This window comes from Paenibacillus wynnii (assembly GCF_030812855.1).
GTDB lineage: Bacteria > Bacillota > Bacilli > Paenibacillales > Paenibacillaceae > Paenibacillus_AQ > Paenibacillus_AQ wynnii_A.
On the sequence record NZ_JAUSTK010000001.1, the window covers coordinates 349,011 to 374,835 of the forward strand.

Annotated in this window: 19 protein-coding genes and 1 pseudogene; 5 read left to right on the forward strand and 15 right to left on the reverse strand. The window is 46.4% G+C overall.

Going from position 1 to position 25,825, the window contains the following annotated elements; all coding sequences use genetic code 11:
* Positions 1-23: 23 nt before the first annotated feature.
* The 7 genes from ptsP to J2T20_RS01475 form a co-directional block, all read right to left on the reverse strand.
* Positions 24-1,748 carry a phosphoenolpyruvate--protein phosphotransferase gene (gene ptsP, locus J2T20_RS01445; RefSeq protein WP_307584864.1) on the reverse strand — a complete coding sequence of 575 codons (1,725 nt, stop codon included), beginning with the start codon at positions 1,746-1,748 and terminating at the stop codon, positions 24-26.
* The gene (locus tag J2T20_RS01450; RefSeq protein WP_307584866.1) at positions 1,741-2,016 is read right to left on the reverse strand and encodes an HPr family phosphocarrier protein; all 276 of its coding nucleotides are present in this window, start codon (positions 2,014-2,016) and stop codon (positions 1,741-1,743) included. Before J2T20_RS01450 ends, ptsP begins: the two co-directional genes overlap by 8 nt.
* A gap of 95 nt (positions 2,017-2,111) precedes the next feature.
* Positions 2,112-4,175: a glucose-specific PTS transporter subunit IIBC gene (gene ptsG, locus J2T20_RS01455; protein ID WP_307584867.1), complete on the reverse strand. Its 2,064-nt coding sequence runs from the start codon at positions 4,173-4,175 to the stop codon at positions 2,112-2,114.
* 292 nt (positions 4,176-4,467) lie between these two features.
* Positions 4,468-5,340, reverse strand: a complete 873-nt coding sequence (gene glcT, locus J2T20_RS01460; protein ID WP_307584869.1) for a glucose PTS transporter transcription antiterminator GlcT — start codon at positions 5,338-5,340, stop codon at positions 4,468-4,470.
* A gap of 198 nt (positions 5,341-5,538) precedes the next feature.
* Positions 5,539-7,026, reverse strand: coding sequence for a flotillin family protein (locus J2T20_RS01465; RefSeq protein ID WP_307584871.1), 1,488 nt, complete (start codon positions 7,024-7,026; stop codon positions 5,539-5,541).
* Positions 7,026-7,562, reverse strand: coding sequence for a protease (locus J2T20_RS01470; protein WP_307584873.1), 537 nt, complete (start codon positions 7,560-7,562; stop codon positions 7,026-7,028). The genes J2T20_RS01465 and J2T20_RS01470 overlap by 1 nt, the downstream gene beginning before the upstream one ends.
* A gap of 164 nt (positions 7,563-7,726) precedes the next feature.
* The gene (locus J2T20_RS01475) at positions 7,727-8,890 is read right to left on the reverse strand and encodes an iron-containing alcohol dehydrogenase (protein ID WP_307584875.1); all 1,164 of its coding nucleotides are present in this window, start codon (positions 8,888-8,890) and stop codon (positions 7,727-7,729) included.
* Between the two features lie 398 nt (positions 8,891-9,288).
* On the opposite strand from J2T20_RS01475, the pseudogene J2T20_RS25905 reads away from it, so the two are divergent.
* Positions 9,289-9,991: pseudogene (locus J2T20_RS25905) on the forward strand (transposase).
* Positions 9,992-10,094: 103 nt separating this feature from the next.
* On the opposite strand, the gene J2T20_RS01490 reads toward J2T20_RS25905, so the two are convergent.
* The 3 genes from J2T20_RS01490 to J2T20_RS01500 are packed head-to-tail and all read right to left on the reverse strand — an operon-like array spanning position 10,095 to position 13,862.
* The gene (locus J2T20_RS01490; protein ID WP_307584878.1) at positions 10,095-11,678 is read right to left on the reverse strand and encodes a UDP-glucose--hexose-1-phosphate uridylyltransferase; all 1,584 of its coding nucleotides are present in this window, start codon (positions 11,676-11,678) and stop codon (positions 10,095-10,097) included.
* A 17-nt stretch (positions 11,679-11,695) separates the two neighbouring features.
* On the reverse strand, positions 11,696-12,682 hold the full coding sequence (gene galE / locus J2T20_RS01495) for a UDP-glucose 4-epimerase GalE (RefSeq protein WP_307584880.1): 987 nt from the start codon (positions 12,680-12,682) through the stop codon (positions 11,696-11,698).
* A 1-nt stretch (position 12,683) separates the two neighbouring features.
* Entirely contained in the window at positions 12,684-13,862 is a 1,179-nt protein-coding gene (locus J2T20_RS01500) for a galactokinase (protein WP_307584881.1), read from the reverse strand.
* Between the two features lie 153 nt (positions 13,863-14,015).
* Here J2T20_RS01500 and J2T20_RS01505 point away from each other — a divergent pair, with 153 nt between their 5' ends.
* Positions 14,016-14,894 carry an AraC family transcriptional regulator gene (locus J2T20_RS01505; RefSeq protein ID WP_307584883.1) on the forward strand — a complete coding sequence of 293 codons (879 nt, stop codon included), beginning with the start codon at positions 14,016-14,018 and terminating at the stop codon, positions 14,892-14,894.
* 163 nt (positions 14,895-15,057) lie between these two features.
* Here J2T20_RS01505 and J2T20_RS01510 read toward each other — a convergent pair whose 3' ends face one another.
* Genes J2T20_RS01510 through J2T20_RS01520 form a run of 3 tightly spaced genes read right to left on the reverse strand, consistent with a single transcriptional unit; the run spans position 15,058 to position 17,375 of the window.
* A complete protein-coding gene (locus tag J2T20_RS01510; protein ID WP_307584885.1) occupies positions 15,058-15,804 on the reverse strand; it encodes an NAD-dependent protein deacylase in 747 nt (248 codons plus the stop codon).
* A gap of 29 nt (positions 15,805-15,833) precedes the next feature.
* Positions 15,834-16,601, reverse strand: a complete 768-nt coding sequence (locus tag J2T20_RS01515) for an HAD family hydrolase (protein WP_307584887.1) — start codon at positions 16,599-16,601, stop codon at positions 15,834-15,836.
* A gap of 30 nt (positions 16,602-16,631) precedes the next feature.
* Positions 16,632-17,375 carry an alpha/beta hydrolase gene (locus tag J2T20_RS01520; RefSeq protein WP_307584889.1) on the reverse strand — a complete coding sequence of 248 codons (744 nt, stop codon included), beginning with the start codon at positions 17,373-17,375 and terminating at the stop codon, positions 16,632-16,634.
* A gap of 205 nt (positions 17,376-17,580) precedes the next feature.
* On the opposite strand from J2T20_RS01520, the gene J2T20_RS01525 reads away from it, so the two are divergent.
* Together J2T20_RS01525 and ilvD are read left to right on the forward strand one after the other, a co-directional pair.
* Positions 17,581-18,621 carry an acyltransferase family protein gene (locus J2T20_RS01525; protein ID WP_307584891.1) on the forward strand — a complete coding sequence of 347 codons (1,041 nt, stop codon included), beginning with the start codon at positions 17,581-17,583 and terminating at the stop codon, positions 18,619-18,621.
* A 328-nt stretch (positions 18,622-18,949) separates the two neighbouring features.
* Positions 18,950-20,635 (forward strand): dihydroxy-acid dehydratase, encoded by a 1,686-nt coding sequence (gene ilvD, locus J2T20_RS01530; RefSeq protein ID WP_307584893.1) that lies wholly within the window; start codon positions 18,950-18,952, stop codon positions 20,633-20,635.
* An 84-nt stretch (positions 20,636-20,719) separates the two neighbouring features.
* Here ilvD and J2T20_RS01535 read toward each other — a convergent pair whose 3' ends face one another.
* Complete coding sequence (locus tag J2T20_RS01535) at positions 20,720-22,105, reverse strand: polysaccharide deacetylase family protein (protein WP_307585099.1); 1,386 nt, start codon at positions 22,103-22,105, stop codon at positions 20,720-20,722.
* 247 nt (positions 22,106-22,352) lie between these two features.
* Between J2T20_RS01535 and J2T20_RS01540 the strand changes: the two genes are divergently transcribed.
* Positions 22,353-23,501, forward strand: coding sequence for an AI-2E family transporter (locus tag J2T20_RS01540; protein ID WP_307584895.1), 1,149 nt, complete (start codon positions 22,353-22,355; stop codon positions 23,499-23,501).
* A gap of 4 nt (positions 23,502-23,505) precedes the next feature.
* Here J2T20_RS01540 and J2T20_RS01545 read toward each other — a convergent pair whose 3' ends face one another.
* The gene (locus tag J2T20_RS01545) at positions 23,506-25,290 is read right to left on the reverse strand and encodes a peptidoglycan D,D-transpeptidase FtsI family protein (protein ID WP_307584896.1); all 1,785 of its coding nucleotides are present in this window, start codon (positions 25,288-25,290) and stop codon (positions 23,506-23,508) included.
* Positions 25,291-25,825: the final 535 nt, after the last annotated feature.

The window sequence follows — 25,825 nt, forward strand, 5'->3', positions numbered from 1 at the left end:
CCTAAAACGGATTGAAGATTTTACTAATTTACAGTTAACTTCCCGATGCTTTGAACGAGTTCTGCCACTTCCTCGGCGGTCCCCATTTGTAATGCTTTAGCAGCTAGTTCCTTCATGTCGGCAGCCGACAGCTTGGAAATTTGACTGCGTGCTGGCAATATAGATGTGGCACTCATACTGAATTCATCCAGGCCGAGACCCAGCAGCAATGGAATTGCTGTAGCGTCACCAGCCATTTCTCCACACATTCCAGTCCATTTGCCCTCAGCATGAGCGGCATCAATAACAATTTTAACCAAACGAAGGATAGCTGGATTGTAAGGCTGATACAGGTAAGATACCCGTTCATTCATACGGTCAGCAGCCATTGTATATTGGATAAGATCGTTGGTACCGATACTGAAGAAATCAACTTCCTTAGCGAACTGATCAGCCAATACAGCTGTTGAAGGGATTTCAACCATAATACCGAGCTGAATGTTGTCAGAAACTTCCTTGCCTTCTGCTATAAGATTAGCTTTCTCTTCCAACATCAAGTCACGCGCAGCACGGAATTCACCAAGCGTAGCTATCATAGGGAACATAATACGCAAATCCCCATGAACACTGGCTCTCAGCAAAGCACGCAGCTGTGTGCGGAAAATATCTTGACGATCCAGACAAAGACGAATTGCCCGGAAACCAAGGAACGGATTCATTTCCTTTGGAAGGTCCAGATAAGGCAGCTCCTTGTCGCCACCGATATCAAGAGTACGCACTACAACCGGTTTGCCACCCATGTTCTCAATAACAGAGCGGTATGCATTGTATTGCACTTCTTCGGATGGTAACTTGTCGCGTCCCATGTACAAGAACTCTGTACGGTACAAGCCTACGCCTTCCCCACCGTTCTCAATTACACCGTTCACATCATTAGGTGTGCCGATATTTGCAGCCAACTCAACATGCTTGCCGTCTGCCGAGATCGTAGGTTCATCACGGAGTTTTTTCCACTCTGCGATTTGTAAATCGTAAGCTTCCTGTTTCTTGCTATATTCAGCAACGACTTCTTCACTAGGATTAATGAGTACTTCACCGCTTAAACCATCGACAATAATAAGATCGCCGGATTTTACTTGAGAAAGAATATTCTTGGTACCTACAACTGCAGGAATCTCCAACGAACGAGCCATAATTGCCGAGTGGGAAGTACGACCTCCGATATTCGTTGTAAATCCTTTAACAAATTGACGGTTAAGCTGTGCTGTATCAGAAGGCGTCAAATCTTCAGCGATAACAATAACTTCTTCACTTATTTCAGCAGGACTCACATAATGAATGCCTAGCAAATGATTTAACACACGTTTGGTTACATCACGCATATCCGCTGCGCGTTCCTGCAAATAAGCACTCTTCATATTCTCGAACATCTCAATAAACTGACCCGCTACTTCATTCAAGGCATAGTCTGCATTGACAGACTCATCACGGATTTTGTCAATAACAGGGCTTACCAGCTCCGGATCTTCGAGAATAAGCAAGTGAGATTCGAAAATCTCGGCTTTTTTCTCGCCAAGCTCTGCTAAAGTGCGTTCTTTGATGCTTTGCAGCTCCAATTTGGACTTTGCAAGTGCATCGTTCAGCTTGGTCACTTCTGCTTCCGTATCGCTGATTGTAGCTTTAGTAATCGTATAATCCGGATGCTCCAGGATAAAAGCACGGGCTACTGCAATCCCTGCTGAAGCCGCGATTCCTGAAATTTTAGTCATTCAACTCGCCCAGCCCTTCTTTAATCATGATTTCTTGAAGTGCGTTCAAAGCGTCGCTTTCTTCAGAACCTTCAGTAATCAGAGTAAGAGTATCTCCTGCTTCAAGACCCAATGAAAGAACACCTAGAATGGATTTCAAAGTAACTTTTTTACCTTTGGCTTCTGCATAAGCCTCAGTTCCCTTAAACTTTGTTGCTGTGTTAACCAGAGCTGTTGCTGGGCGTGCGTGAATTCCATCTTCGTCAATAATTCTGAATGTTTTTTGCATAATATTCAACCTGCTTTCTATTCATATTAGGTACTTTTAGGTTAAGGTGATTGCGCTCCCTTCATTATAATGGAAGCGCAACACCTTTGCACTTTTTACTGGATTACGATGATATCCTTGTCACCAATAGATACCTTACCCGGCTTCTTCAATGTTACAGAAGAACCTTCAGGAAGATTCGAGAAAATAACCGGAGAGATTACTGAAGGAGCATGTGCCTTCACGTATTCAAGATCCACTTCCATAATCGGTTGTCCAGCAGCAACAAGATCGCCTTCTTCGACAAGAACAGTAAAGCCTTGACCTTTAAGCTTCACAGTATTAACCCCTATGTGAACGAGCACTTCTTTGCCGCCATCAGACATGATACCAATAGCATGCTTGCTCGGGAATACGTTGAATACTTTACCATATACAGGAGATGCAATCTTGCCGTCATCGGAAAGAAAGGCAAAACCGTCGCCTGTCATTTTTTGGGAGAATACAGCATCAGGAACTTGAGTGATATCCATCAACTCTCCATTAACTGGCGAGACTATATCTTCCGGCATAATCGCTACGCCTTCTTCACCTGCTTGTTTCTCTAACACCGGAGTAGGAACTGGTGTAGAAGAAGCTACTGGTGTTATACCATTCATTACATCCTGAATCTGAGATTTGATCGTATCGGAACGTGTACCGAAGATCGCCTGTACGTTATTACCAACCTCAAGGACACCGGAAGCTCCAAGCTTCTTGAGACGGTTCTTATCAACACCCGCTTTATCCTTAACTTCTACTCGAAGACGAGTAATACAAGCATCAAGATGGGTAATATTTTCCTTACCGCCAAGAGCGGACAAGATGTTACTTGGAAGATCATTACCGCTGGTTGAAACAGCTGCGGTGTTTTGATTATTGTCATCATCGTCCGAAGCATCTTCACGGCCCGGTGTTTTAAGATTGAATTTCCGAATAACGAACCGGAATCCGAAGTAGTAGATTACCGCAATTACAAGACCTACCGGAATAACAAGCCACCATGCTGTGCGGTTCGGAATGATTCCGAAAAGCACATAGTCGATAAAGCCCCCGGAGAAGGTCATCCCGATTTTAACATTTAGTATGTGCATGGTCATAAAAGACAGACCCGCAAAAACGGCATGCACTGCGAATAGCAGCGGAGCCACGAACAAGAAGGAGAATTCGAGAGGCTCAGTAATACCTGTGAGGAAAGAAGTCAAGGCAGCAGATACCATCAAACCACCAACAAACTTTTTATTTTCAGGTCTGGATTCATGGTAAATCGCCAGAGCAGCGGCTGGAAGACCGAACATCATGAACGGATATTTACCTGTAGTAAATGTACCCGCTGTAAAGTCCACACCATCACGAAGTTGCTGCATAAAGATCCGTTGGTCACCTCGTACCAGGTCGCCCGCTTTATCTACGTAAGTTCCGAATTCATACCAGAACGGGGAGTAGAAAATGTGATGCAGTCCAAACGGAATCAGTGAGCGCTCGATCAGACCAAAGATAAAGGCCGCGAGCGTTTTATTCGTATCAATCATACTTTGGGACACATAGTTCAGGCCTTCTTGAATAGGAGGCCAGATTAGAGTCAAAGCAAGACCAAGGATTAGTGAGGTTACCGCAGTCATAATCGGAACAAAACGTTTACCCGCGAAGAAACCCAGGTAGGACGGAAGTTCGATTTTGAAGAAGCGTTTGTACATTGCCGCAGCTAGTACCCCGACTAATATACCGCCAAACACCCCGGTCTGCAGCGTCGGAATTCCAAGTACGCTAGCATAAGCAAAGTTACCTTGGCTTAGTACATACTCATTAACACCGACAACGGTACCCATCGTAATATTTAACACGAGGAAACCGATAATGGCTGCAAGGCCTGCTACGCCTTCCCCACCGGCCAAACCAATGGCTACACCTACTGCGAACAGCAGCGCCAAGTTATTAAATACAACCTGTCCAGAATTCATCAATACGTTAGCAATAGCCTGAACTGTATTGTTCTCAAGTGCAGGTACATACTGCAAGAAGTCTGGATTAACTAGCATATTCCCGATACCTAGTAGCAAGCCGGCTGCCGGAAGAATGGCTACCGGAAGCATTAACGCTTTACCAACTCTTTGTAAAACGCCAAATAGCTTTTTAAACATTAAAGTCACTTCCTTTTTTGATTTCGTAACAAAACAGAAGACAAAAAAAGCATGAGCAATACAGCATACAGGTTGTTATCTAACTCTAGAGTTAGATTACCCCGAGATAGGGTTATACAACCAAAATACTGTAAATCACTCATGCCTGATCGAATCAGTTACACGTTGATATTCTGTTTTGTTTAATAACTGGGATCAGTGTAGCATCGTTTTTTTGAACTTGCAAGCATTTTTTTCAGTATCGTCGGCTATATGTAAATCATAGGATTTTAAGCAAAAATGTGCTGTGGAATTAACTGTTGTTCTCTTCCATTTCGGCCTCATCCTCTTTCTTCTGGGCAAGGCGCTGCAAATGAACCGTTAAGTAGCTTACCTCGGCGGCATAAACGGGAATGCGGACACGCTGTTCCATCACCTTTGTTAATTTCCAAGCCAACGTATACATCTCTGGATATTCACGCTTCATCAGACCGTCCAGCGAGGATATTTCTCTGACCGTTTCTCCCCGACGCAGCCGTTCCAGAACAAATCGTAAATGGGTGACCATACGAGAATAATCAAGGGAATCTCGCGGTATCCGATAGTCTAGGCTGTTCTCAACCAATGTTACAAGATCACCTATAAGTACAGAATGCTGTTTCACTTCGGTAATATGACGGTTGCTCAAAGCACTTACAATATGCAGGGCAACAAATCCAATCTCATCGGAAGGCATGGATACATGCATGACCTCGTTAATCCTGCCAATCGCATACTCAGCCATCGCATATTCTTCAGGATATATCTCTTTGGTCTCATACAGAAAAGGGTTATGAATAGGTATATTCTGTTCATTCCGCCGAATGGCAAAAGAAATATGATCGGTTAATGCAATATGGATATGTTCATTCAGCGGCTCACGGCTATGCTGCATGATGTGAATAATGATTTCCTGGACGACCTCAATTAGCTTTTCGTCAATTTGAGGTACGAGTTGCTTGTATTGCTCCTGCTCTTCCTGACTCCGAAGAATAAACATTTTCTCAACGGAGGATAGCTCTATACGATCACGCATTTTGCGATTGAATCCTATACCTTTGCCGATTACAACAACTTCGGCATATTGTGGATGTTCGGCGATGATTACATTGTTGTTTAGCACTTTAGCCACGGTTATGCTGCTCACTTTGACACCTCTTTTATTTCTGAATACCTGACTTCCGGCGCTAACCGTCGATCGAAGTGGCACGAATTGATTATACTTACGCTCTCATCATAACACCAGAAATTCTATAAAAGAAGTGTACAAACCGTACTGGCAGCTTTTGTTATACAAAAAAAGTATGTCTGTAGCGGATACAGACATACTTTGATAAATTAGATATCACTCCGCCTTTGGTAGTTCTGATATTGCCGACCGCTTATGGGTCAACCCTTTGATCAGTTCTTCTACGTCAATACCGGATACGTTTTTCAGCATTTCAGGAGCGGTAGACATCAGCTGGGTTACATAGTTGCTTACTCGGGCTGCACCTTCTCCATTGCCTGTATCAACAACTGTTAATTTATCAATGGAGGCCAAAGGCTTAGCGATCTGTCCTGCGAGCTCAGGCAGCATTTTTACAATAATATCAAGAACTGCAGCCTCACCGAACTTTTGGAAGGCTTCCGCCAGTTTTTCTTTAGCTTCGGCTTCAGCAAAACCTCGCAGCCTGATGACCTCTGCATCTGCAGTCCCTTTGGCGAGCTCTGCATCTGCAATAGCCTGACCCTCTAGACGCTTCTGTGCGGACGTTGCCTTTGCTTGGGTTTCAATGCTGTACTGAAGAGCATCAGCCTCACGCATTCTTTTCGCTTTATCTGCTTCCGCCGCCTGTTCAACCGCATAACGGTCTGCTTCGGCCTTCTTCTTCACTTCCGCGTCAAACTGCTTCTCGCGAATCTGAATTTCCCTGTCCTGCAAGTCGATCTCTCTCATTTTACGAACGAGTTCCACCTTCATTTGTTCTTCAACCACGGTTTGCTTACCGCGTGCTTCCTGAATGAAATAGGCCTGATCCGCTTCCGCCTTGGCTGTATCCTGATCCCTTTTGAAGGCAGCGACCTTCAGTTGATTGTCTTTGGAAGCTTCTGCAATGTTAGTGTCACGTAACAGTTCAGCCTTCTGACCCTGCTCCTCCGCTGCGGCCTTTTGGATCCGGGCATCACGCAATGCCTCTGCTTCAGCGATTTCCGCATCTCTCTTCACTGCGGCAATACGCGGCTTACCCAGAGCCTCAAGATATCCATGCTTATCACGAACATCCTTAATGGTGAAGGAGACAATCTGCAGCCCCATTTTCTTCAGATCGCGGGCAGCCACACCCTGAACCTCTTGGGCGAACCGATCACGGTTGCGATACACTTCCTCAACGGTCATCGTACCCAAAATAGCTCTGAGATGACCTTCCAGTACTTCCTGAGCTTCACTCTTTAATGACTCTATAGGTTTACCCATGAATTGCTCAGCCGCCGTAGCCACATCTTCAGTAGAACTTCCGACTTTAATAATGGCCACACCATCTGCAATAACTGGAACACCTTGCTCCGTATATACCTCCGGTGTAGTGACATCCAGCTTATGGGATAGCAGCGACATAAATTCTGCCTTTTGAAATACTGGTAAAATAAAAGCTCCCCCACCGCGTACAATTTTAATTTTACGACCTGATCCGTCATCCAAAATATGGTTAGTACCCAGGAAAGAACCCGTTACAATCATACCTTCATCCGGTCCTACCGTTCTAAAACGGGCCCAGAATGCTAGCCCTAAAACAAAAATAACGGCAACGACCACAGCTGGAATAAATAAAAAATCGGGAATGCCAAACATCAAATATCCTCTCCTTTTCTCTCTTCAAATTCAGTTACAACTGCCACCCCTTCGATAACATCAATCACAACGATCTTGATTCCAGCGGGAAGGGGCTGATGCTCAAAGCTGGACGCGGTATGTAAACTGTTGCCTGCGCCAAACTTCACCATAATTTCTCCAAAGCCCTGCGCCGGTATGGGAACGGTGATCACCCCCATTTTTCCGGGAAGCTCTTTCATGGAGAACCCGTTTGACATCTCACTTTTATCCATCGGTTTGACAAAACCCAAGTACAGCAAAACATCAACAGAACCAGCAATTAGTAGAGACAAGGCCACCACAGCCCCGACCTCCAGTCCGCTGTAACGGGTAAGCAAAAGACCGGCACCACCAAATACAGTTACTCCCCCTGCCAAAACGGCGGGATTCAGGAAATCAAAGGCTGCAAAATGAAACATACCATGCAGTGCATCCCCAATCAGATCCCCTACCAACACGCTGACTACGGCAAAAATGACACCCAGTGCCAGACAGCCCAAATACAGCGTCTCCATACCCGTTTCCTCCTGTCTTACTTCTGACGAAATGTCTTACTCCTATAAACGCATTAGATATGTCCTAAGTTTCACAAACTTGGTTTTTTCTTCAAAAAGAGCAAAAAAGGATGCCTCTTCCGAAGAAGAAAGGCATCCTTTGCAGTAAACTGCTCGAAATAGAATTACAAGGACATTTTATAAATTTGAACAACATCCTCATGTTCAAGCTTGCGGAAATTGCCAAACGGTCCAAAACGAACAGCTTTATCAGCCATATTCTCAAGCTGAGAATCATCAATATCATAATCAGCCAAGCGATTTGGTGCACCTATGGAATTCCAGAAGGTACGCAAAGCTTCAATACCTTCGAGACCCACCTGTTCATCATCTTTACCGGAAGGGTCAATACCAAACACATTCAGGGCCAACTGACGGAACCGCGCAGGCTGAACGCTTAGGTTGTATTTCATCCAGTGTGGGAAAAGGATAGCTAAGCCGCCTCCGTGAGGAATATCGTATACAGCTGATACCGCATGTTCAATATTATGAGTGGCCCAGTCACCGGCAAATCCCATACTGACCATCCCGTTCAAGGCCATCGTACCGCAGTAAAGAATGGTCTCACGCAGCTCGAAATTCTCCAGATCCTCAATTAGCTTAGGAGCTGTGTCAATGACTGTTCTCAGAAGAGTCTCGAGAAAGCCGTCTTGAACCGGAGTATTCCCGTCCAAATGGAAATAATGCTCTAATACGTGTGACATAATATCTACCATACCGTACACGGTCTGGTCACGAGGTAATGAAAAGGTGTGCTCAGGATCTAGAATAGAAAATACCGGGAAGGAATGCATACTGCCCCAGCCCATTTTTTCTTGAGTGACTTCATTCGTAATTACCGAGCCGTTGTTCATCTCAGACCCAGTCGCTGCCATAGTAAGTACCGTCCCTAAAGGCAGAGCATCTTGAGGAACCGCTTTACGCTCCACGAAATCCCACATGTCCCCCTCATACTTCGCCCCTACTGCAACCGCTTTGGCACAATCCAGCACGCTGCCTCCGCCTACTGCAAGTATTAAGTCGATCTGATGCTCACGACACAGTTCCACACCTTTATGTACAGTGGAAAGACGCGGGTTCGGCTCCACTCCAGAGAGTTCCGTTACCACGGAGCCCAGAGAATTTAACTGTGAGACTACTTTATCGTATAACCCGTTACGTTTGATACTGCCTCCTCCGTACATTAGCAGTACATTTTTCCCGTATTTAGGTACTTCGTGATTCAGTGCTTCCAATGTACCCTGTCCGAAAATTAGCTTCGTCGGGTTGTGAAATTCAAACTTACGCATACGTGTAACCCTCCATGATTCTTTATTTAGTTCACTAACTTATTATATCTCTCAGGGTTTCCTCATTCAAATTAGGCAAAAGCAAAGGGGGTGTCACATAAGCCATGAAATGGCTGCTTGGGACCCCCCTTGTTTTTGGAGTCGGATAAACGGTTATGCTTGTGAGGACACTCCGCGAACGGACCGTTGCTCCAATCGCTGTGCTCTCCAGATTTTATTTATTTCCCTTAGCGGTAAAAATCCAGAGACCAAGGCGACCGCTACCGCTTTTCCGCAATCGTTCCGTTCTCTCCGCTGTTTAAGCGGGAAATGTACTGCAATATTTTTAAAACGCAAAAAAAAGAAACCACTCTTTGGTGAAATGGAGTTACCACACAACCATTTCACTTTGCTTGTCAATGGATTTAGAGGAAGACATTCCAGAACACCACCTCGTTCGTGTCGTTAACGCCGCCGTGAATCGGCTCGACGACTCCATTTTTGACGCTGCCTATCCCGGCGGCGGCCACGACAGTTACCATCCCAAAATGCTTACCAAAGTCATTATTTACGCCTACACCCAGCGAATCTATTCCTCCCGACAAATCGCTAAAGCGGTCCGGGAAAACATTCCTTTCATGTGGTTGGCGGGACGGCAGTGCCCGGATTTTCGCACGATCAACCGGTTCCGCTCCCAGCGGATGAAAGATGTCCTCGAAACCGTATTCACATTTCCGCAAAGAAAGTAAGGAAACGTTAGAGAGTGGATATGAAATCAGAAAACGTCATTTCCGCAGCCCAAGCTGCGAGGGCTGCCCTCTTAAGGAACGATGTACCAAAGCCGCAGGAAATCGGGAAGTGGTCGTCAGTTTGGAACGACTGCGGTACCAGAGTCAGGCTCGGGAGATTCTACGGAGTGAAGAAGGTTACGCCTTGGCTGTACGCAGGATGACGGAACCGGAAAGTGTATTTGGACAACTGAAGAACAACCGGGGATTCCGGCGCTTCCTGCTTCGAGGGATAGAAAAAGTGACCCTCGAAGTCGGGTGGCTTTCCCTTGCCCATAATCTGCTAAAGCAAGCCACCAATGACCAAAAACGCAAAGCAGCGATCCTCCAATAACGGGAGAATCACTGCTTTGATCACTTTTTGTGGTTTTAAGAATGAAGAGAACTGTCTCCCGTCATAGAAAACCTACTTATGGGACATCCCCATCTATCGGTGTCTAGTTGGCACCAAAGCTCTTCACAAAACGATGGAAAGCATCTTGTCCTTCAAGGGTCCGCTTGTAAACCCCAGCATGCTCTAGAATATGCGTGAATTTAATGCCTACCTCATTCTGGATGGTCTTTACAGCTTCTTCATGATCCATCGACGTACCAAAGCGTTCAACCAGCTCTTGAACCCAACTTGCATGCAGGGCTAAGGCGTGTGTAGAATCCCCCTGCAGCGCATTCAGCGTAGCTGAATCTCCAGCTAGAATACCCGCAATCCTGTCGAGTTCTTCCTTCAGACGACCAGGTAAAATAGCCAGACCCATAACTTCGATCAAGCCGATATTCTCTTTCTTGATATGGTGCATCTCCCGGTGAGGGTGAAAAATACCCTCCGGGAACTCATCACTGGTACGATTGTTACGAAGGACAAGATCCATTTCGTAACCGCCGTCTTCTGCTCTACGGACAATAGGTGTTACCGTATTGTGAGGAATTGTCTCCCCACCCACTTCTTTAGTAAAAGCCAGCACATCTGCTTCAGGATCACTATATCCTTTCCAAGCCTCATAAATGGAATTACCACATTCAAGGAGAACCGCAGGATCCTGACCGTGTAAACGCAGTACCGACATCGGCCATTTTACGATACTAATGCTAACGCCCGGATAGGCCTCATGAGTGAATGTACTTTCTTTAGGCGCTTTTTGTATCGGGAAGGTGTGACGCCCCCCTTGAAAGTGGTCATGCGTCAAAATGGAGCCGCCTACTATCGGTAAATCAGCATTGGAACCTATAAAATAATGCGGGAATGATTCCACAAAACCGAGCAGGCGTTTCAGGGTATCCTTGGTGAGCTTCATCGGGACATGGTCATGATGGAATACGATACAGTGCTCATTGTAATAAACATATGGGGAATACTGAAAAAACCATTTCTCATTATTAAGAGCCATCGGAATAATCCGCAGGTTCTGGCGGGGAGGATGGTTTATGCGACCTGCATAACCAACATTTTCACGACAGAGTTGACACTTTGGATATACAGGTGGAGGAAGCAACCGCGCCATTGCGATTTCCTTAGGACTTTTCTCAGGCTTGGACAAATTGATCGTCATTTCAATGTCACCGTATGGAGAATCCTGAAGCCAGTAGACATTCTTGGAGATGCGGTCCATCCGAATATAGTTGGAATCAATACTAAGCTTGTAGAATTGGTCTGTTGCTGCTGAAATGCCCTTCTCTTCTGTCAATCTGCGAAATTCAGCATTGACCTCCGAGGGGCGGGCCATCAGCAGCCCCATGATTTTGGCATCCAGAAGATCACGATAGGTATCACTGTTCTCAGGAATCAGTCCAATTTCAAAACCATAATCAATTAAGATATCAAGCGGAGCTTGAGGACCTTCCAATATCGTTTGATCCACCTCATCAAAAGAAGGCTCGCTGAAGCCGAATTGCTCCAGCAATACGTTACGGCTATAGTCAAGATCCGCGGGCTCAATTAATCTCTGACGCAGAGCAAAGAGTGCAAGCTGTTCAATAGCTTGTAATGCCTTCACTCCGGCGGGAGTTACTTTATTCTCGTTGTCCATCTTGATTCTCCTTAAAATTAATTACCGTATCCTTCTGGGTTCGCTGAATGCCAGTTCCAAGCGCTTTGAATGATGTTCTCTAAGTCTGCATGCTGCGGGTTCCAGCCAAGAATAGAGCGGGCTTTGGCAGAGGAAGCTACCAGCACGGCTGGATCTCCGGCACGGCGCTCCTGAATAACCACCGGAATCTCAAGGCCGGTTACCTTCTTAGCGGTTTCGATCACCTGTTTCACGGAGAAGCCAAGACCGTTCCCAAGATTAAAGACGCTGCTGGCACTGCCGCTGCGCAAGTACGTTACTGCACGAACATGTGCATCTGCCAGATCACTAACGTGAATATAGTCACGGATACAAGTTCCATCTTCAGTCGGATAATCTTCTCCGAATACTGCGATGCTCTCCCGTTGTTTAAGCGCAGTTTGCAGGACCAGCGGGATCAGATGGCTTTCCGGACGGTGATCCTCACCGATTTTACCGCTCTCGTGAGCACCAGCCGCATTGAAGTAGCGCAGGGCCACATATTTGATGTCCAGAACTTTGTCAAACCACGCCATCATACGTTCCATGGTCAGTTTAGTCTCACCGTACACATTTGCAGGTTCCGTACGGTCAGTCTCTTCAATAGGCACCTTCTCAGGTTCACCGTAAGTAGCTGCTGTAGAAGAGAATACAATTTTGTTAACGCCGGCCTTCTGCATAGCTTCCAGTAGACATTGCGTTCCGTATACATTGTTGTCATAGTATTTCACTGGATCCTTCATGCTTTCACCAACCAGTGAGCTTGCAGCAAAATGGATAACCGCATCAATTTCATTCTCGGAAAAAAGCTTTGCCAGCAGTTCTTTGTCGCGCAGATCGCCTTCATAAAGCTTGCCGCCCAACAGTGCTTCGCGGTGTCCAGTTACAAGGTTGTCAATGACCACAACTTCCTCACCTCGATTCAGAAGCTCAGCTACTGTATGGGAACCAATATAACCTGCTCCACCCGTTACTAGAATCGCCATCTTATTTCACTCCTTTCAGCTCTTCGACACCGTTACCGATACCGCAAACGTAGAACTCGCCGACCAGTCCAGATCTAGTAGTGTAGGCCTCTCCAACTTCCGAAATGAAGCGTTCGATGTCATCCTCATGGACCAGTGATACCGTACATCCACCAAAACCTGCACCTGTCATCCGTGAACCAAGAGTTCCCGGAATGCGTTGGGCTTCTTCAACCATGATATCCAGCTCTTCACAGCTCACTTCATACAGATCGCGAAGCGAGTCATGAGAGTCATTCATATATTGTCCAAACTGCTTGAGATCATTATTCTTCAGGACTTCGACCGAGTCGAGTACACGTTGGTTCTCTTCCACCACATGGCGCGCGCGGCGTCTGACAGTTTCGTCAACGATCTTACCCTCATGCTCTTCGAACTGTTCACGCGTAAGCTCTGCCAGATAAGACAAGGAAGGAATCTCTTTCTGCAAAATAGAGAGCGCCTCATCACATTGCTGACGGCGTTCGTTATATTTTGAATCCACAAGTCCTCTCTTCTTATTTGTGTTGCCAATAACCAGCTTGTAGGCACCTGTTACGAAAGGTACCAGATCATATTCCAACGTGTCGCACATCAGCAAAATCGCATGGTCCCGTTTGCCGTTGGCAACAGCAAATTGGTCCATGATACCGGAGTTTACGCCAACATACTGGTTCTCAGCACGCTGGGATAAGAGAGCTATTTCAACCGTATCCGTATCCCCGCCTTCCAAAGTCAGGAACGCATATGCGGTTACTACCTCAAGGGAAGCGGAAGAGGACAAACCTGAACCATTCGGGATATCGCCATGGAACAGCAGATCATAACCTTTGGAAACTGGAGTATCCTTCTTCTTCAATTCCACCATTACCCCAATTGGGTAGTCGATCCATTCGTTGCTTTTCTCATTTCCAACTTCATTGAAATCAATGGAAGCCTCGAAAGGAAGATTTGTGGAAGCAAAGTTTATTTTATCGTCACTGCGCGGTCTCACAATCAAAGTTGTACCGAACTCCAATGCCGCCGGCAGTACATAACCACCGTTATAATCCAGATGTTCGCCGATGAGATTAACCCGTCCAGGTGCATAAAACACGCGTTCTTCTTGTCCGCTTTCTCCGTACTTTTCAATAAACTTTTGTTTCATTTGCCCGATGCTCATAATGTTACTCCACCCTTTCGTTTCTTACGGTTTTGTGAAAAAGTATTTGTTCTTGTATGCTTATATTATAATAAAAACAGACTTCAAATAGTAATGCAACCATGTGTGTAATGTATGGATAAATGTGACTTTACATGAAGAGAGGGGTTCGTCATGGAGCCTAACTACGACCACACCTATTCTGTTGCCTCGAATCCGGTTTACTACGATAATCAAAATCTGCATGTGCTTTTCGCCGGAAAAAGTCAAACCCTGCCGCTGCACCAGGCCGGCCCCAAAATCTACGATTATTACCTCCTTCATTACGTGGAAGGCGGTTCTGGAATTTTCCGCACGGAGCATCGAACTTATGAGCTTGGAGCGGGGGACTGCTTTCTGATTCACCCCGGACAGCTTGTCAGTTATGTTTCCGATAGAGATCATCCTTGGCAGTATAGATGGGCCGCATTTACCGGAAAGGAAAGTGACCAACTGGTACTGCAAGCTGGATTCACACCTGAACAGCCCGTTTTATCCATAGCAGAAGGAAGCGTGGTTCCAACTTCTCTTGGTGGAATGATGGAAGCCTTCTATGCTAACAAGGAAAGCGCCCATCTGACTTCACTCGGCTTTCTCTACCTTATAATAGGAGAAGCAGCTGAACGGTTATCCATTTATTCACGTCTGCCCGGAGCAGGGTCTCAGGTGAAACGCACCGTGAAGCAAATGATTCACTTCATGTCCTCCCAATACGCCCATCCGATCTCGATTGAGCAGATGTGCGACAGCTTGGGGTATAATCGTGCCTATTTGTCCAGGGTATTCAAACAAGAAACGGGCTTGTCACCCGTTACCTATCTGCTGAAGCTGCGTATCGAAAAGTCCAGACAGCTGCTGAGGGAGAGGCCGGAACTATCCGTGGAGCAAGTTGCCGCTTCTGTCGGCTTAACGGATGCCCTTTATTTCTCCAGACAGTTCAAACGCTTCTGCAGTCAATCACCAACCTCTTATCGAATCAAGGTCACACGGCATGCCGACAAATCCGTCCACTAAAAAGAGCGTGGTTTGGTCCCATCTATTTCTGCTTATGCAGCAACAGCCCAGGTTCACATAGGGAAACTGGGCTGTTGCTGCTGTCTAACCGCATGATTTCATATAACCTATTTTAAACCACTCGGGGACATTGTAATCCGGGAAGCATGATTTTATTGCAGGACTAGGACGAGTATAAGATGTCTTTAACCTTGCTCATCGTCTCGCCGATGCGGTGTGTTAGGATCAGGTCCGCATGATGATCATAGGGCGTAGGCTCACCATTCAGCAGTACTGTATGTTGTCCGCGGAAATATGTAACTAAACTCGCTGCAGGTTGTACAGTTAGAGAGGTCCCCCCAATGATTAGCAGGTCTGCGTTCGATATCGCCTCCACAGCCTCCATAAGAACCGAGTGATCTAATTCCTCCTCATACAGAACAACATCCGGCTTAATGATTCCGCCGCAGTCCGGGCAGCGGGGTACCGTCTTTGTACTGTTAATAATCGAATCTAATCCAAAATAACGGGAGCAGCCCATACAATGATTTCGGTGGATAGATCCATGGAGTTCAAGTACACGTTGGCTCCCTGCTTTCTGGTGCAGGCCGTCGATATTTTGTGTGATGACTGATTTCAGCTTTCCCTCCTGTTCAAGCTTAGATAGAAGGTAGTGGGAACCGTTGGGTTCAGCCTCCGAATGAATCATTTTACTGCGGTAAAAGTCAAAAAATATATCTGGCGAGGACATAAAAAAGGTTCGGCTAAGCATTACTTCAGGTGGGTAGGGGGAATTTTGCTGAGTCTGGTACAATCCAGCTGCTGAGCGGAAGTCAGGAATCCCGCTCTCTGTAGATGTTCCTGCTCCGCCGAAAAAAACAATATTATCGCTACTTGTAATCCATGAAACAAGAGTATGCAGTTGATCCATGTATATAACGCGTCCTTTCTGTACTGAATTCAAGGTGTAATCAAAAGTTCCGTAAAATCAGTAATAATGGTGTCGGCGTTAAGCAGATGTTCCGCCCTGCCGTCTTTCCCTGAGATACCGACGGTTAAGCACAGATCAGCCGCTTTGCCCATCTGCATATCTGCATTACTATCTCCAATAAGGATGGTCTCATGTGGGGACAGCCCCAACTCCCTGCAAGCGAGCTCCACCATTTCCGGCGCCGGTTTACCCCTGTTCACCCTGTCTCTAGTAACAACTGACCCGAAATAGCTAGTGATACCGAGCCATTCCATATGCTCAATAGTCGTCCCGGATTCATCAGAAGTAACAACACCAAGCTTCAGTGATGCTCCGGTACATTGCTGCAGGAAGGGAAGCAAACCCGGCAAAGGAGAGGCAATCCTGCGTCTCCTTACCTCTTTCATAGCTACACTGCTGATATTAATTACACGAGTTAAAGCATCGTTCCAGGGAACTCCTGCGGCATATAGCTGCCAGGCAAGAATACCATGTGTCTCTTCCGTAGTCGCCATAGGGAGCGGGCCTCCGGGGTCATACCCGGTTACTCTGCCCTCTGCATCATGCTCTGTTCCTAACAGCTTGGATGCGTTGCCGCTAAAGTTAGTTCCCTCCAAGGCAAGGGCATCCTCCATGCCGCACAATACAAGTTCAGCCCAAGCTCCCCACATCGTCATGAAATCGAGCAATGTTCCATCCTTGTCGAACAGGACTCCCTTACAAGGAACAGATCTATTATTCACATGTAAAAAGGGCATCTCTTCGTCACTTCCTCACCTGATTGGGTATTACCGCAAATTCCCGAGCCAGTCCTGAAGTGCCCGAACAGTTCGGTTCTGCTGCTCATCCTCGGAAATCGTTGCTTCACCGTCGCCCTTCTGGGGTCCGTAGCTTCCAAACTGGGCGTGATTGCCGCCATCAACCGAATAATAAACGGTATTATCCGGCAGATAAGTACGGCCTTCCCGATAACTGCCTTTATCAATAACTTGATCCTCTGTGCCCAGCACGGATAAAACAGCCAGCGTAGTCCCTTTCAGACTGCCCTTCTCATCTGGATAGGATGCCAAGAAAAACACACCTTCCAGTTGATCCGGATGCTCTGCGGCGAATCGTGAAGCCATTACACCCCCTAAAGAGTGCCCGCCTAGTACAAAAGAAAGATTGGGATGAACCCGTATGATTTCCTCGGCGGCATCTACTTTAGTTACGGCAAGATTGAGCGGCATCTGGGCAATGTAAACCGTATGGCCCGTGGCTGCTATCCTTTTAGCCAGAGTCGAATAGGCCTCAGCTTCGATCAATCCGCCAGGATAAAAAATAATCGCTGGTCCGGTAGTGAGTGCAGGCTCGAACGAGATCCAATTATCATTCTTATCAACAATAACCCCGCCTTCCGAAACCATAGCAGACTCTGCATTATCGGCAGGTCGATAAGGGGTTAGGTATTTCCAAATCCATAAGCCAAATGCAATAAGAACCAATAGAATTATGATGCTAATCGTACGTTTTGTTCCTGCCTTATTCTTCAATGGGGTCTCTCCTAAATGCAAGGGCCTGTTATCTTCCTCTTTAATACCAAAATTATAGTGGAATCAAGGATTTCAAACAACCTTCAACGTTTTGGCACAATTCGCAGCTATGATAACGCTTACCACTGTGACTTTTTTCACAATTAATTAAAAGGAAAAAAGGTATTTTAAAATTAAAGTAACTCGCACGAACTGGAGGGGAAAAATGATTGGGGAAACTTCAATAGAGACACGTGGAGAAACGTTTTTTCTGAACCTCCGTTTTATCCTTATTGCAACTGTATTTGCAAGCAATGCCATTGAGCCTTTGATTGAAACGATGGGCGGATTGCATGCTTTGTACATGTGGATTTTCAGCTTTCATATGCCCCTGTTCGTTCTGGTTACGGGCTACTTCGCCCGTAAAAGCCTGAATGGATCTGCTGGCCGCAAGCTTCTAATGCAAATTGGGCTTCAATATGTTATATTTCAAAGCCTCTATTCTTTGTTAGACCGAACTCTTTTTCAGGTAAACGGTATTCATCATTCCTTTTTCGCTCCTTATCTGCTCCTTTGGTTTTTAGCAAGTCATGCCTTTTGGCGTCTCCTCATGCTGGGAATGAGCAAGTGGACACCATTCGGTCAGATGACTTTCGCTTTGTTGGCGGGAATACTCGTTGGATATTTGCAGTTGGACGGAGTTTGGTTCAGTATTAGCCGTACTTTTGTATACTTGCCTTTCTTCGTAATAGGGTACCACTTTTCGTTCTCTGCTTTTAGTCGTATCTATACCAAATGGATCAAAATTACTGCTGCTGCTACCTCCCTACTACTCTTTTTTATACTGATGAATTGGGGGGTTAAGCTTCCGCTAGGCTGGTTATTCGGCAGCTTCACTTATATGCAGCTTGACCATCAGGAATGGTATGCCGGGTTATACCGTATAGCCATGTATGGTTTACAGTTCATTGCTGCTCTGGCTTTTCTCGGTTGGATTCCTTTTAGAGCTAGTCGTTTAACAGACTGGGGCCGGCGTACTTTGTATGTTTTCCTATTACATGGTTTTATCGTTCGTCTGGCTGTCGTATCTGGAGTCTATACCTTCCTGGGAAATGCATTTGGCGCAGCTGTACTGTTAACAGCTGCTGTCTCTCTGACCATCCTTTTGGCCCAGCCTGTTGTCAAACAATGGCTGCACCCGCTAGTTGAACCCTCTGTAAGCTGGATGATGACGTTGCAGCGAGCGGTATTACGCCGCTCCTTATAGCCCATATCTATTGCCTGCCCACTCTCTTGAGAGTGGGATTTTTATTGAATATCCAGCCCAATCCCATGCCAATACATTACACATGTGCGGTAGAAAAAAGATGACATTTGTGATAAACTCACTAATAACAATGGCTTGCCTTCCTTATACAGTCGGCTTCCGTTAATACCATCATTGTATTATTTTATAGAAACGGCTTCGCACGCTTTCTCTTCAGGAGGCTGGACCCCGTTATTTCTATAACCCGCATATACACAGCTCTTTATAGAGCATTGCGTTAATGCGACACAATATTGAATCACAACTTATTTAGGGGGGAAATGTCATTATGGCAGCCAAGAAAATGCGTTCAGACATGATTAAAAAAGGCTTTGACCGGGCTCCGCACCGCAGTCTCCTGCGAGCGGCCGGCGTAAAAGAGGAAGATTTCGGAAAGCCATTTATTGCGGTCTGCAATTCCTATATTGATATCGTACCGGGACATGTACACCTTCAGGAGTTCGGCAAGATCGTTAAAGAAGCCATTCGTGAAGCGGGCGGGGTTCCGTTTGAATTCAATACAATCGGCGTCGATGATGGCATTGCAATGGGCCATATCGGTATGCGTTACTCACTGCCAAGCCGTGAGATTATCGCTGACTCTCTGGAAACCGTAGTATCCGCACACTGGTTCGACGGTATGGTCTGTATCCCGAACTGCGATAAAATTACACCAGGAATGATGATGGGCGCATTGCGCGTCAACATCCCAACCATCTTTGTTAGTGGTGGACCGATGAAAGCCGGAGTAGACAGCAAAGGTAAAAAGCTTTCGCTTACCTCTGTATTCGAAGGCGTAGGTGCCCACCAGGTTGGTAAAATCAACGATGCTCAGCTGCTGGAATTAGAACAATTCGGTTGTCCAACCTGCGGCTCCTGCTCGGGTATGTTCACTGCAAATTCTATGAACTGTCTGGCTGAAGCACTTGGACTGGCCCTGCCAGGTAACGGTACCATCCTCGCTGTAGCAGAAGAGCGCAGACAATTTGTGCGTGAATCCGCAACACAGTTGATGGAGCTTATTAAGCTGGATCTCAAACCGCGTGATATCGTAACCCAAGAATCCCTGGATAACGCTTTTGCGCTTGATATGGCAATGGGCGGATCCACCAATACTGTTCTGCATACCCTTGCTCTTGCTCAAGAGGCTGGTATCGATTATCCGCTCGAACGCATTAATGAGGTTGCAAACCGTGTTCCTTACCTGTCCAAGCTGGCTCCAGCTTCCGACTACTTTATTGAAGATGTTCAGAATGCAGGCGGAGTAAGTGCTGTATTAAATGAACTACTCAAGAAACCAGGCGCTTTATTCGGCGATTGCATGACAGTTACCGGCAAAACACTTGCCGAGAACGTTACGGGACATGAAATTCAGGATACCAATGTAATTCATACGTTAGACAACCCTTATTCTGAGATTGGCGGTCTATCTGTACTTTACGGTAACCTTGCTCCAGAAGGCTCCATTATCAAAGTCGGAGCGGTTGACGCATCTGTAGGCGGCTATCATAAAGGCCCAGCGATTTGTTTTGATTCCCAAGAGACAGCATTAGAAGGTATCGCTAATGGCAAAGTTAAAGAAGGACATGTTGTTGTTATCCGTTATGAAGGTCCAAAGGGTGGACCGGGCATGCCGGAAATGCTGGCTCCAACCTCGCAAATCGTCGGAATGGGACTTGGTGCAAAAGTCGGTCTAATCACTGACGGTCGTTTCTCGGGAGCATCCCGCGGAATCAGTATCGGACACATCTCACCTGAAGCCGCTGAAGGCGGACCGATCGCTTTTGTTGAAGACGGCGATATCATTGAGCTGGATCTGAATAACCGTAAGATCGAATTGCTAGTTGACGAGGAAATATTGGCTGTTCGTCGCTCAGGTTGGAAAGGCTTTGAACCTAAAGTAAAAACTGGCTATCTTGCCCGTTACTCCAAAATGGTTACGAATGCCAGCAACGGTGCGGTTCTGAAGATCTAGTACCCTTAATTGCAATGGATTAAAATAAATTAAAAAGCCTTCACTCCAGTAGATCTACGGGGTGAAGGCTTTTAATTGTATAAATCAATGTACAATTGTTGCACTAGGAAGCTCAGCTTCATGTACAACTTTTACCGAATAATCCTCTTCCCGACGTTTCTTCACTTGACTACCCGTAGGAAACTTTTTCTCCGAGCGAAGCAAAAGCTCTGAGATCGGCATCAAAATCATCTTAGGTATGAGAACCTCGCTGCGTTCTTTAAGCCTTGCACCCCCAGCTGGGTGAATGACACTCATCAGAACACTTAGATAGAACTTGGTAGATCGTGCAAACCAACCGCTAGGAAGATCCAGTACAGTGAAACCGAACTTCTCCGGTCCCCGATTAAGCATACTCACTCCATAGAGCGCCTTTGCTCTCGCAAGATGCTCATCAGCAGCAATCCGGTCTGCCAGCAGGGGCAAATCCTGATTCATCCGGCGGATCATACGAATCGCCAGCTGCGCTGTTGAACGGGAGTGTATACCTATCTCGAACAGCTGTCGGTTATCGATATGAATCTCGATTACCTTATCGCCTTTATTCAAGAATGCACCGTTCTCCATCATCAACGACTGTCCTTGATATTTCCGTAAGCGGTAATGCAAAAACGGATTCTCTGGAGAAACCGTCTTTAAGCGGAATAGAAATTGGAAGACCTTCTCCCACGCCAACCAAAGTCCAACAACCAATCGTTTTGCAAAAGAAAGCCTGTGCATCGGTGAACTCTCGGCTGCCTTGATCATTTCGTCTACCCGAATGCTGCTTAGCCCTCTGAGTTTGGCTTCTTGAAGCGTGCGCTCAAGTGCGACCAGCATATGTTCAGGCGCGTCTGGATCGGCACCGAGTGTGGTCCCGCGATCATGGAGCAGCATAACCTCACCGGGATTCAAGCGTGACAGCATCTTCTCCGCGAGGCGCTCTGAGCCTTGCTTCTCACGCCAATCGCCGAACATTGCTGACCAGAGTACAATTTGTACCTGACGCCGTTTGGAAAAGTCAAACAGATTCACGATTCCCCAAGGTGGCCGATAATAAGTACTTCTCTTCCCGGTAATACCAAAAATAATATCATCGGTACGCTGGATCTGCCTACGCACGGTCGAAGGGCGCATTAGCCAGTTGCTCTTGTGCACATAATTATGAATACCGATAAGATGACCTTCCTCATGCATGCGCCGGATAAGATCAGGATGGCGCTCAGCATGGGCTCCAACCACAAAGAAGGTAGCTTTTGCCCCGTGCTTCTGAAGTAAATCCAGTAACCTCGGTGTAAAGCGAGGGTCTGGTCCATCATCAAAGGTAAGGGCAAATCCCCCCGTTCCGATTCCTTTCCGAAAGACGCGGAATCCGAAAATTCGGCTGATGATGCCAGGAATAAAGGCATAGAAAGATGAGATGTAGAATAGCCAGAGCAGCAAAGTCTCCATGTGTATTCCCCGCTTTTCCAGAAGTATGACTTTGGCTCGTCTTTGTCTGCAAGCAGAACTTGTGATACGGCCAAGTAGAGTAAATGTCCGCCGTTTTGGAGCGGTTAAATCAAGACTGTCAAAAAACATTACCTCCTATTTTAACACAGGTTACAAAGAAAAAGACGTTTTTCCGGTAAAATCGTGTACAATGAATCCAAGTGAATCAAGACTGTTAACTTACCCTAAGAAGGAGTCGTTTATCTCTATGCTACCTCTTTACAAAAAGTATTGGCGCACCTTTTTTGATCTGGGACTGATCGTTCTGACCGTATATTTGGTCATGCTCACTTTCAGTAAGCTCTACCAATTGGCCGCTCCTGTTTTCCTGTCCTTCTTCGTATTCATATTAATTGAGCCGTTGGCCCGGTTTTTAAACCGGAAAGGTCTAGCCAAACCTTTTGCCTCGGCGATCTCCGTACTGCTGTTTCTTATTGTGCTGCTGGGCATCCTGTTTGGTGCAGGACTGCTGATAACCTCTCAGGTCGTGAATTTCCAATCCAACCTTCCACATTATACATACGTAATTCAGGAAAACTTTGCGGAGTTCACTTCTTTTCTTCAGAACAAACTAAATACTCTGCCTCCTGATGTAGCCGATAAAGTGAACGGTTATTTCCAAGATGCAACAAACCTGTTGTCCCGTTGGCTGGTTATATTCTTTAATTATATGATCGGTATACTGGGCTCGTTCTCCTCCTTTATGGCTAATTTCGGAATCGCTATAATTCTGGCCTTTTTCCTTAGTATGGAAATTAAAGATTGGCGTAAAATCGCGCATGACAAAATGCCGAAAACGTTCAAGACCGCCTACAATTTCCTGCAGGGCAACGTCTTTAAGGCTATCGGCTCCTACCTAAAAGCACAGCTTATTCTGATCTCTATTACCTTTGTGATCGTTCTTGTAGGGTTGTTTATTCTGGGCACCGGGAATGTCATCACTATGGCGCTCATTTGTGCCGTATTCGATGTCCTGCCGCTGCTTGGAGTCTCGACGATTCTTATCCCTTGGATTATCTATTTGTTCATTCTCGGAAATATGTCGCTCGCTATTGGATTGTTAGTTCTGCTAGTAATCGTTCTGGTTGTGCGTCAATTGCTTGAGCCGAAGATTACAGGGAACTCTATCGGTGTATCCTCAGCTTTCCTCATGCTATCGTTCGTTATTTTATCGACTTCAGCCTTTGGCTTTGCCGGATTGATTTTGTCACCGATCCTGCTTATTTTGATTAAGGAGCTTCTGCAGCAGGGCTATCTCCAGCGATGGATTTTCCTGCCGAAGGAAGAGTTTATCGTCTCTCCTTTTTCAACTGGTAATGAAACCGAAGCTGAAGATAACGAGAGCCCTGAACTCTAAGATTTTATACAGGAGATGTCTCGGATAAAAGATCCATGACCTGCCCGAACAGCTTCGTTGCGGTATGCCGGTTGCCAGGAGCTACATTCTGCACAACCACTGCTACAGTATATTGAGGACGGTCAAACGGGCCATAACCGATAAACCATTGGTTATTTCGCGGCAATCCCTTCACAAGGGTTTGTGCAGTACCTGATTTTCCAGCCAAAGGCCATTTCGCGCTCTGCAGTGAACTGCCGGTGCCCTCCGTTACTACCTTACGCATCCAGGACAGTAGTAGCTCTGCAGTGTTCTTAGAAATTCGGCCGAACGGAGTGGGTGCAAGATGACGAGATAGGTCCATCAGCTTTTGGCCATTTGCGAAATTGATCCTCTGCAGAATACGAGGAGCGGTCACTTCACCTCCATGAAGAAGGGTTACTATAAGATTGGCCGCTTGAAGCGGTGAGACGCGAACATCCCTCTGACCAATAGCCGTTTGTACTCTGGTTCCGGCGTCATCAGTTACTAAAGTATTAAAAATCGTTCCCTTTTGTTCCCCTGCCAGCGGCTTTAAATGATTCATCCCGAGGGTATCGTCAGCTTGCCAGGTAATCTCTCTCCCCATCCCGAGTGCCATGGCAATAGATTGAAGCTGATTACCGCTTAGACGCTCGGCCAGAGTTGCAAATACAGTATTGCAGGACACGGCGAACCCTTCCTCAAGCGTAAGGGGCCCGTGTCCTTTTCCTTGCCGGCAGGACAAGCCGTATCTATCAAATTCACCCTTGCAAGAGAATAGTTCACCGGGGGATGTGACACCCGTTTCTATTGCAGCAGCAGCCGTTATAATTTTGAAAATCGATCCAGGCTCCATAGCCTTCAGCGCTCGATTGTTCCATTCCCCGCCCTCCGGTGAAATCTTTTCCGGATTATAAAAGGGCCGGGATACCATGGATACAACATCCCCGGTATGGGCGTCTAATACTACCACCGCGCCTTCTTTTACCCCCGCTTTAACAGCCAGTTCTTCAATTCCTTCCTGTATCTTCATATCTATCGTCGTGTAAAGAGATAGCGGATAATATGGATTAGCGGGGGTCCGTACCTTAATGTCACTTCCAGGCAGGCGATTCCCACGAGCATCCACTTGTGCGTATGCCTCAGTATGACCAACTCCTCGAAGCAAGGGCTCCAATGTCTTCTCCAAGCCCGCTGTTCCCTTCATTGGAATTCGAAGCCCGGCGGATGAGCGAGGTGCTGCTTCCGACAGGTATCCCATCCATTGGCGCCCGGATATATCTCCGTTATATCTACGAGCAAAGGGCAGAACCTTCAGACCATCAATACCGAGACCGCTTATTTCTTCAGCTTGTATAGGAGTAATTGCCATAGGTTCGCCAGTAGCAGCGGAAGGCCACAAGATAGGCTCCTTGAGCGGAGAGATTTTGTTAAATAGTGCCTTATAATTAGTCCCTAATATTTCGGCCACACGATTCAGGGCTATATCACGCTTCACATTGCCGTTATCCCCTTTGTTCTCCTCTTGCGGAAAAAAAGCCACCGTCCAAATGGTTTCACCCGCAAGCGGCTTGCCGTTTCGATCATAAAGACGGCCTCGCCCAGTATCTAATATGGTCTCCCGTTCACTCTGAACCTCCGCCATCTTAGCAAGGGAATACTCACTGTTAGGGACATGCCGGTCCTTAAGGAAGAATTGAACCCAAGCTAGCCGTAAAATCAAAATGGAAATGGCAGCACATAATATTATCAGTCCGCTAAAGATACGTTTATTGGGTTTATTCAGCAAGAATCTTCCTCCCGGCAGGCTTTCTTATATGTTTGTTCAAAGCTTTCTTCTATTATGTCCTTTCATAGCACAACGGAAACTTAGAACGACAAAAAGAGGCTGTCCCATAAGCCATAAAATGGCTACTTGCGACAGTTCTTGTTTTTTGAGTAGGAACGAGTTTGACACTCGATGTGGACGCTCCACGAACGGACCGTTGTTACAATAGCTGCCCAGTCCATATTTTTTTTAATTCCCCTTAGCGGCGAAAATACGGACACAAAGGCGACCGCTGCCGCTTTCCACAATCGTCCCGTTCTCTCCGCTGCTTTGAGTAGGAAAAGTTTCTACAATTCTCTTAAAATCTTCTTTGGTAAAATGGAGGTACCACCAAACATCCCATAAGGAGCGTTGTAGACGGGACCCTTTAAGTTGACGAACAGCGGGAAGAGCGAATTCAACAAGGTGGCAACCTCGCCGAAGAAAAAGCCAGTCAAAAGTTGGAAACCCGATTCCAGGAGAAGCCGAAAGATAAACCACTGAAGAGAGCGGTAAC

Excerpts from the sequence above, each read along its gene's own strand:
- galE (WP_307584880.1), bottom strand. The coding sequence starts at position 12,682 with ATGGCGATTCTAGTAACGGGTGGAGCAGGTTATATTGGTTCCCATACA.
- ilvD (WP_307584893.1), top strand. The coding sequence starts at position 18,950 with ATGGCAGCCAAGAAAATGCGTTCAGACATGATTAAAAAAGGCTTTGAC.
- ptsP (WP_307584864.1), bottom strand. The coding sequence starts at position 1,748 with ATGACTAAAATTTCAGGAATCGCGGCTTCAGCAGGGATTGCAGTAGCC.
- J2T20_RS01490 (WP_307584878.1), bottom strand. The coding sequence starts at position 11,678 with ATGGACAACGAGAATAAAGTAACTCCCGCCGGAGTGAAGGCATTACAA.
- J2T20_RS01510 (WP_307584885.1), bottom strand. The coding sequence starts at position 15,804 with ATGGATCAACTGCATACTCTTGTTTCATGGATTACAAGTAGCGATAAT.
- J2T20_RS01540 (WP_307584895.1), top strand. The coding sequence starts at position 22,353 with ATGCTACCTCTTTACAAAAAGTATTGGCGCACCTTTTTTGATCTGGGA.
- J2T20_RS01475 (WP_307584875.1), bottom strand. The coding sequence starts at position 8,890 with ATGCGTAAGTTTGAATTTCACAACCCGACGAAGCTAATTTTCGGACAG.
- J2T20_RS01525 (WP_307584891.1), top strand. The coding sequence starts at position 17,581 with ATGATTGGGGAAACTTCAATAGAGACACGTGGAGAAACGTTTTTTCTG.
- J2T20_RS01500 (WP_307584881.1), bottom strand. The coding sequence starts at position 13,862 with ATGAGCATCGGGCAAATGAAACAAAAGTTTATTGAAAAGTACGGAGAA.
- J2T20_RS01450 (WP_307584866.1), bottom strand. The coding sequence starts at position 2,016 with ATGCAAAAAACATTCAGAATTATTGACGAAGATGGAATTCACGCACGC.
- J2T20_RS01505 (WP_307584883.1), top strand. The coding sequence starts at position 14,016 with ATGGAGCCTAACTACGACCACACCTATTCTGTTGCCTCGAATCCGGTT.
- J2T20_RS01470 (WP_307584873.1), bottom strand. The coding sequence starts at position 7,562 with ATGGAGACGCTGTATTTGGGCTGTCTGGCACTGGGTGTCATTTTTGCC.
- ptsG (WP_307584867.1), bottom strand. The coding sequence starts at position 4,175 with ATGTTTAAAAAGCTATTTGGCGTTTTACAAAGAGTTGGTAAAGCGTTA.
- J2T20_RS01515 (WP_307584887.1), bottom strand. The coding sequence starts at position 16,601 with ATGCCCTTTTTACATGTGAATAATAGATCTGTTCCTTGTAAGGGAGTC.
- J2T20_RS01465 (WP_307584871.1), bottom strand. The coding sequence starts at position 7,026 with ATGTTTGGCATTCCCGATTTTTTATTTATTCCAGCTGTGGTCGTTGCC.
- J2T20_RS01535 (WP_307585099.1), bottom strand. The coding sequence starts at position 22,105 with ATGGAGACTTTGCTGCTCTGGCTATTCTACATCTCATCTTTCTATGCC.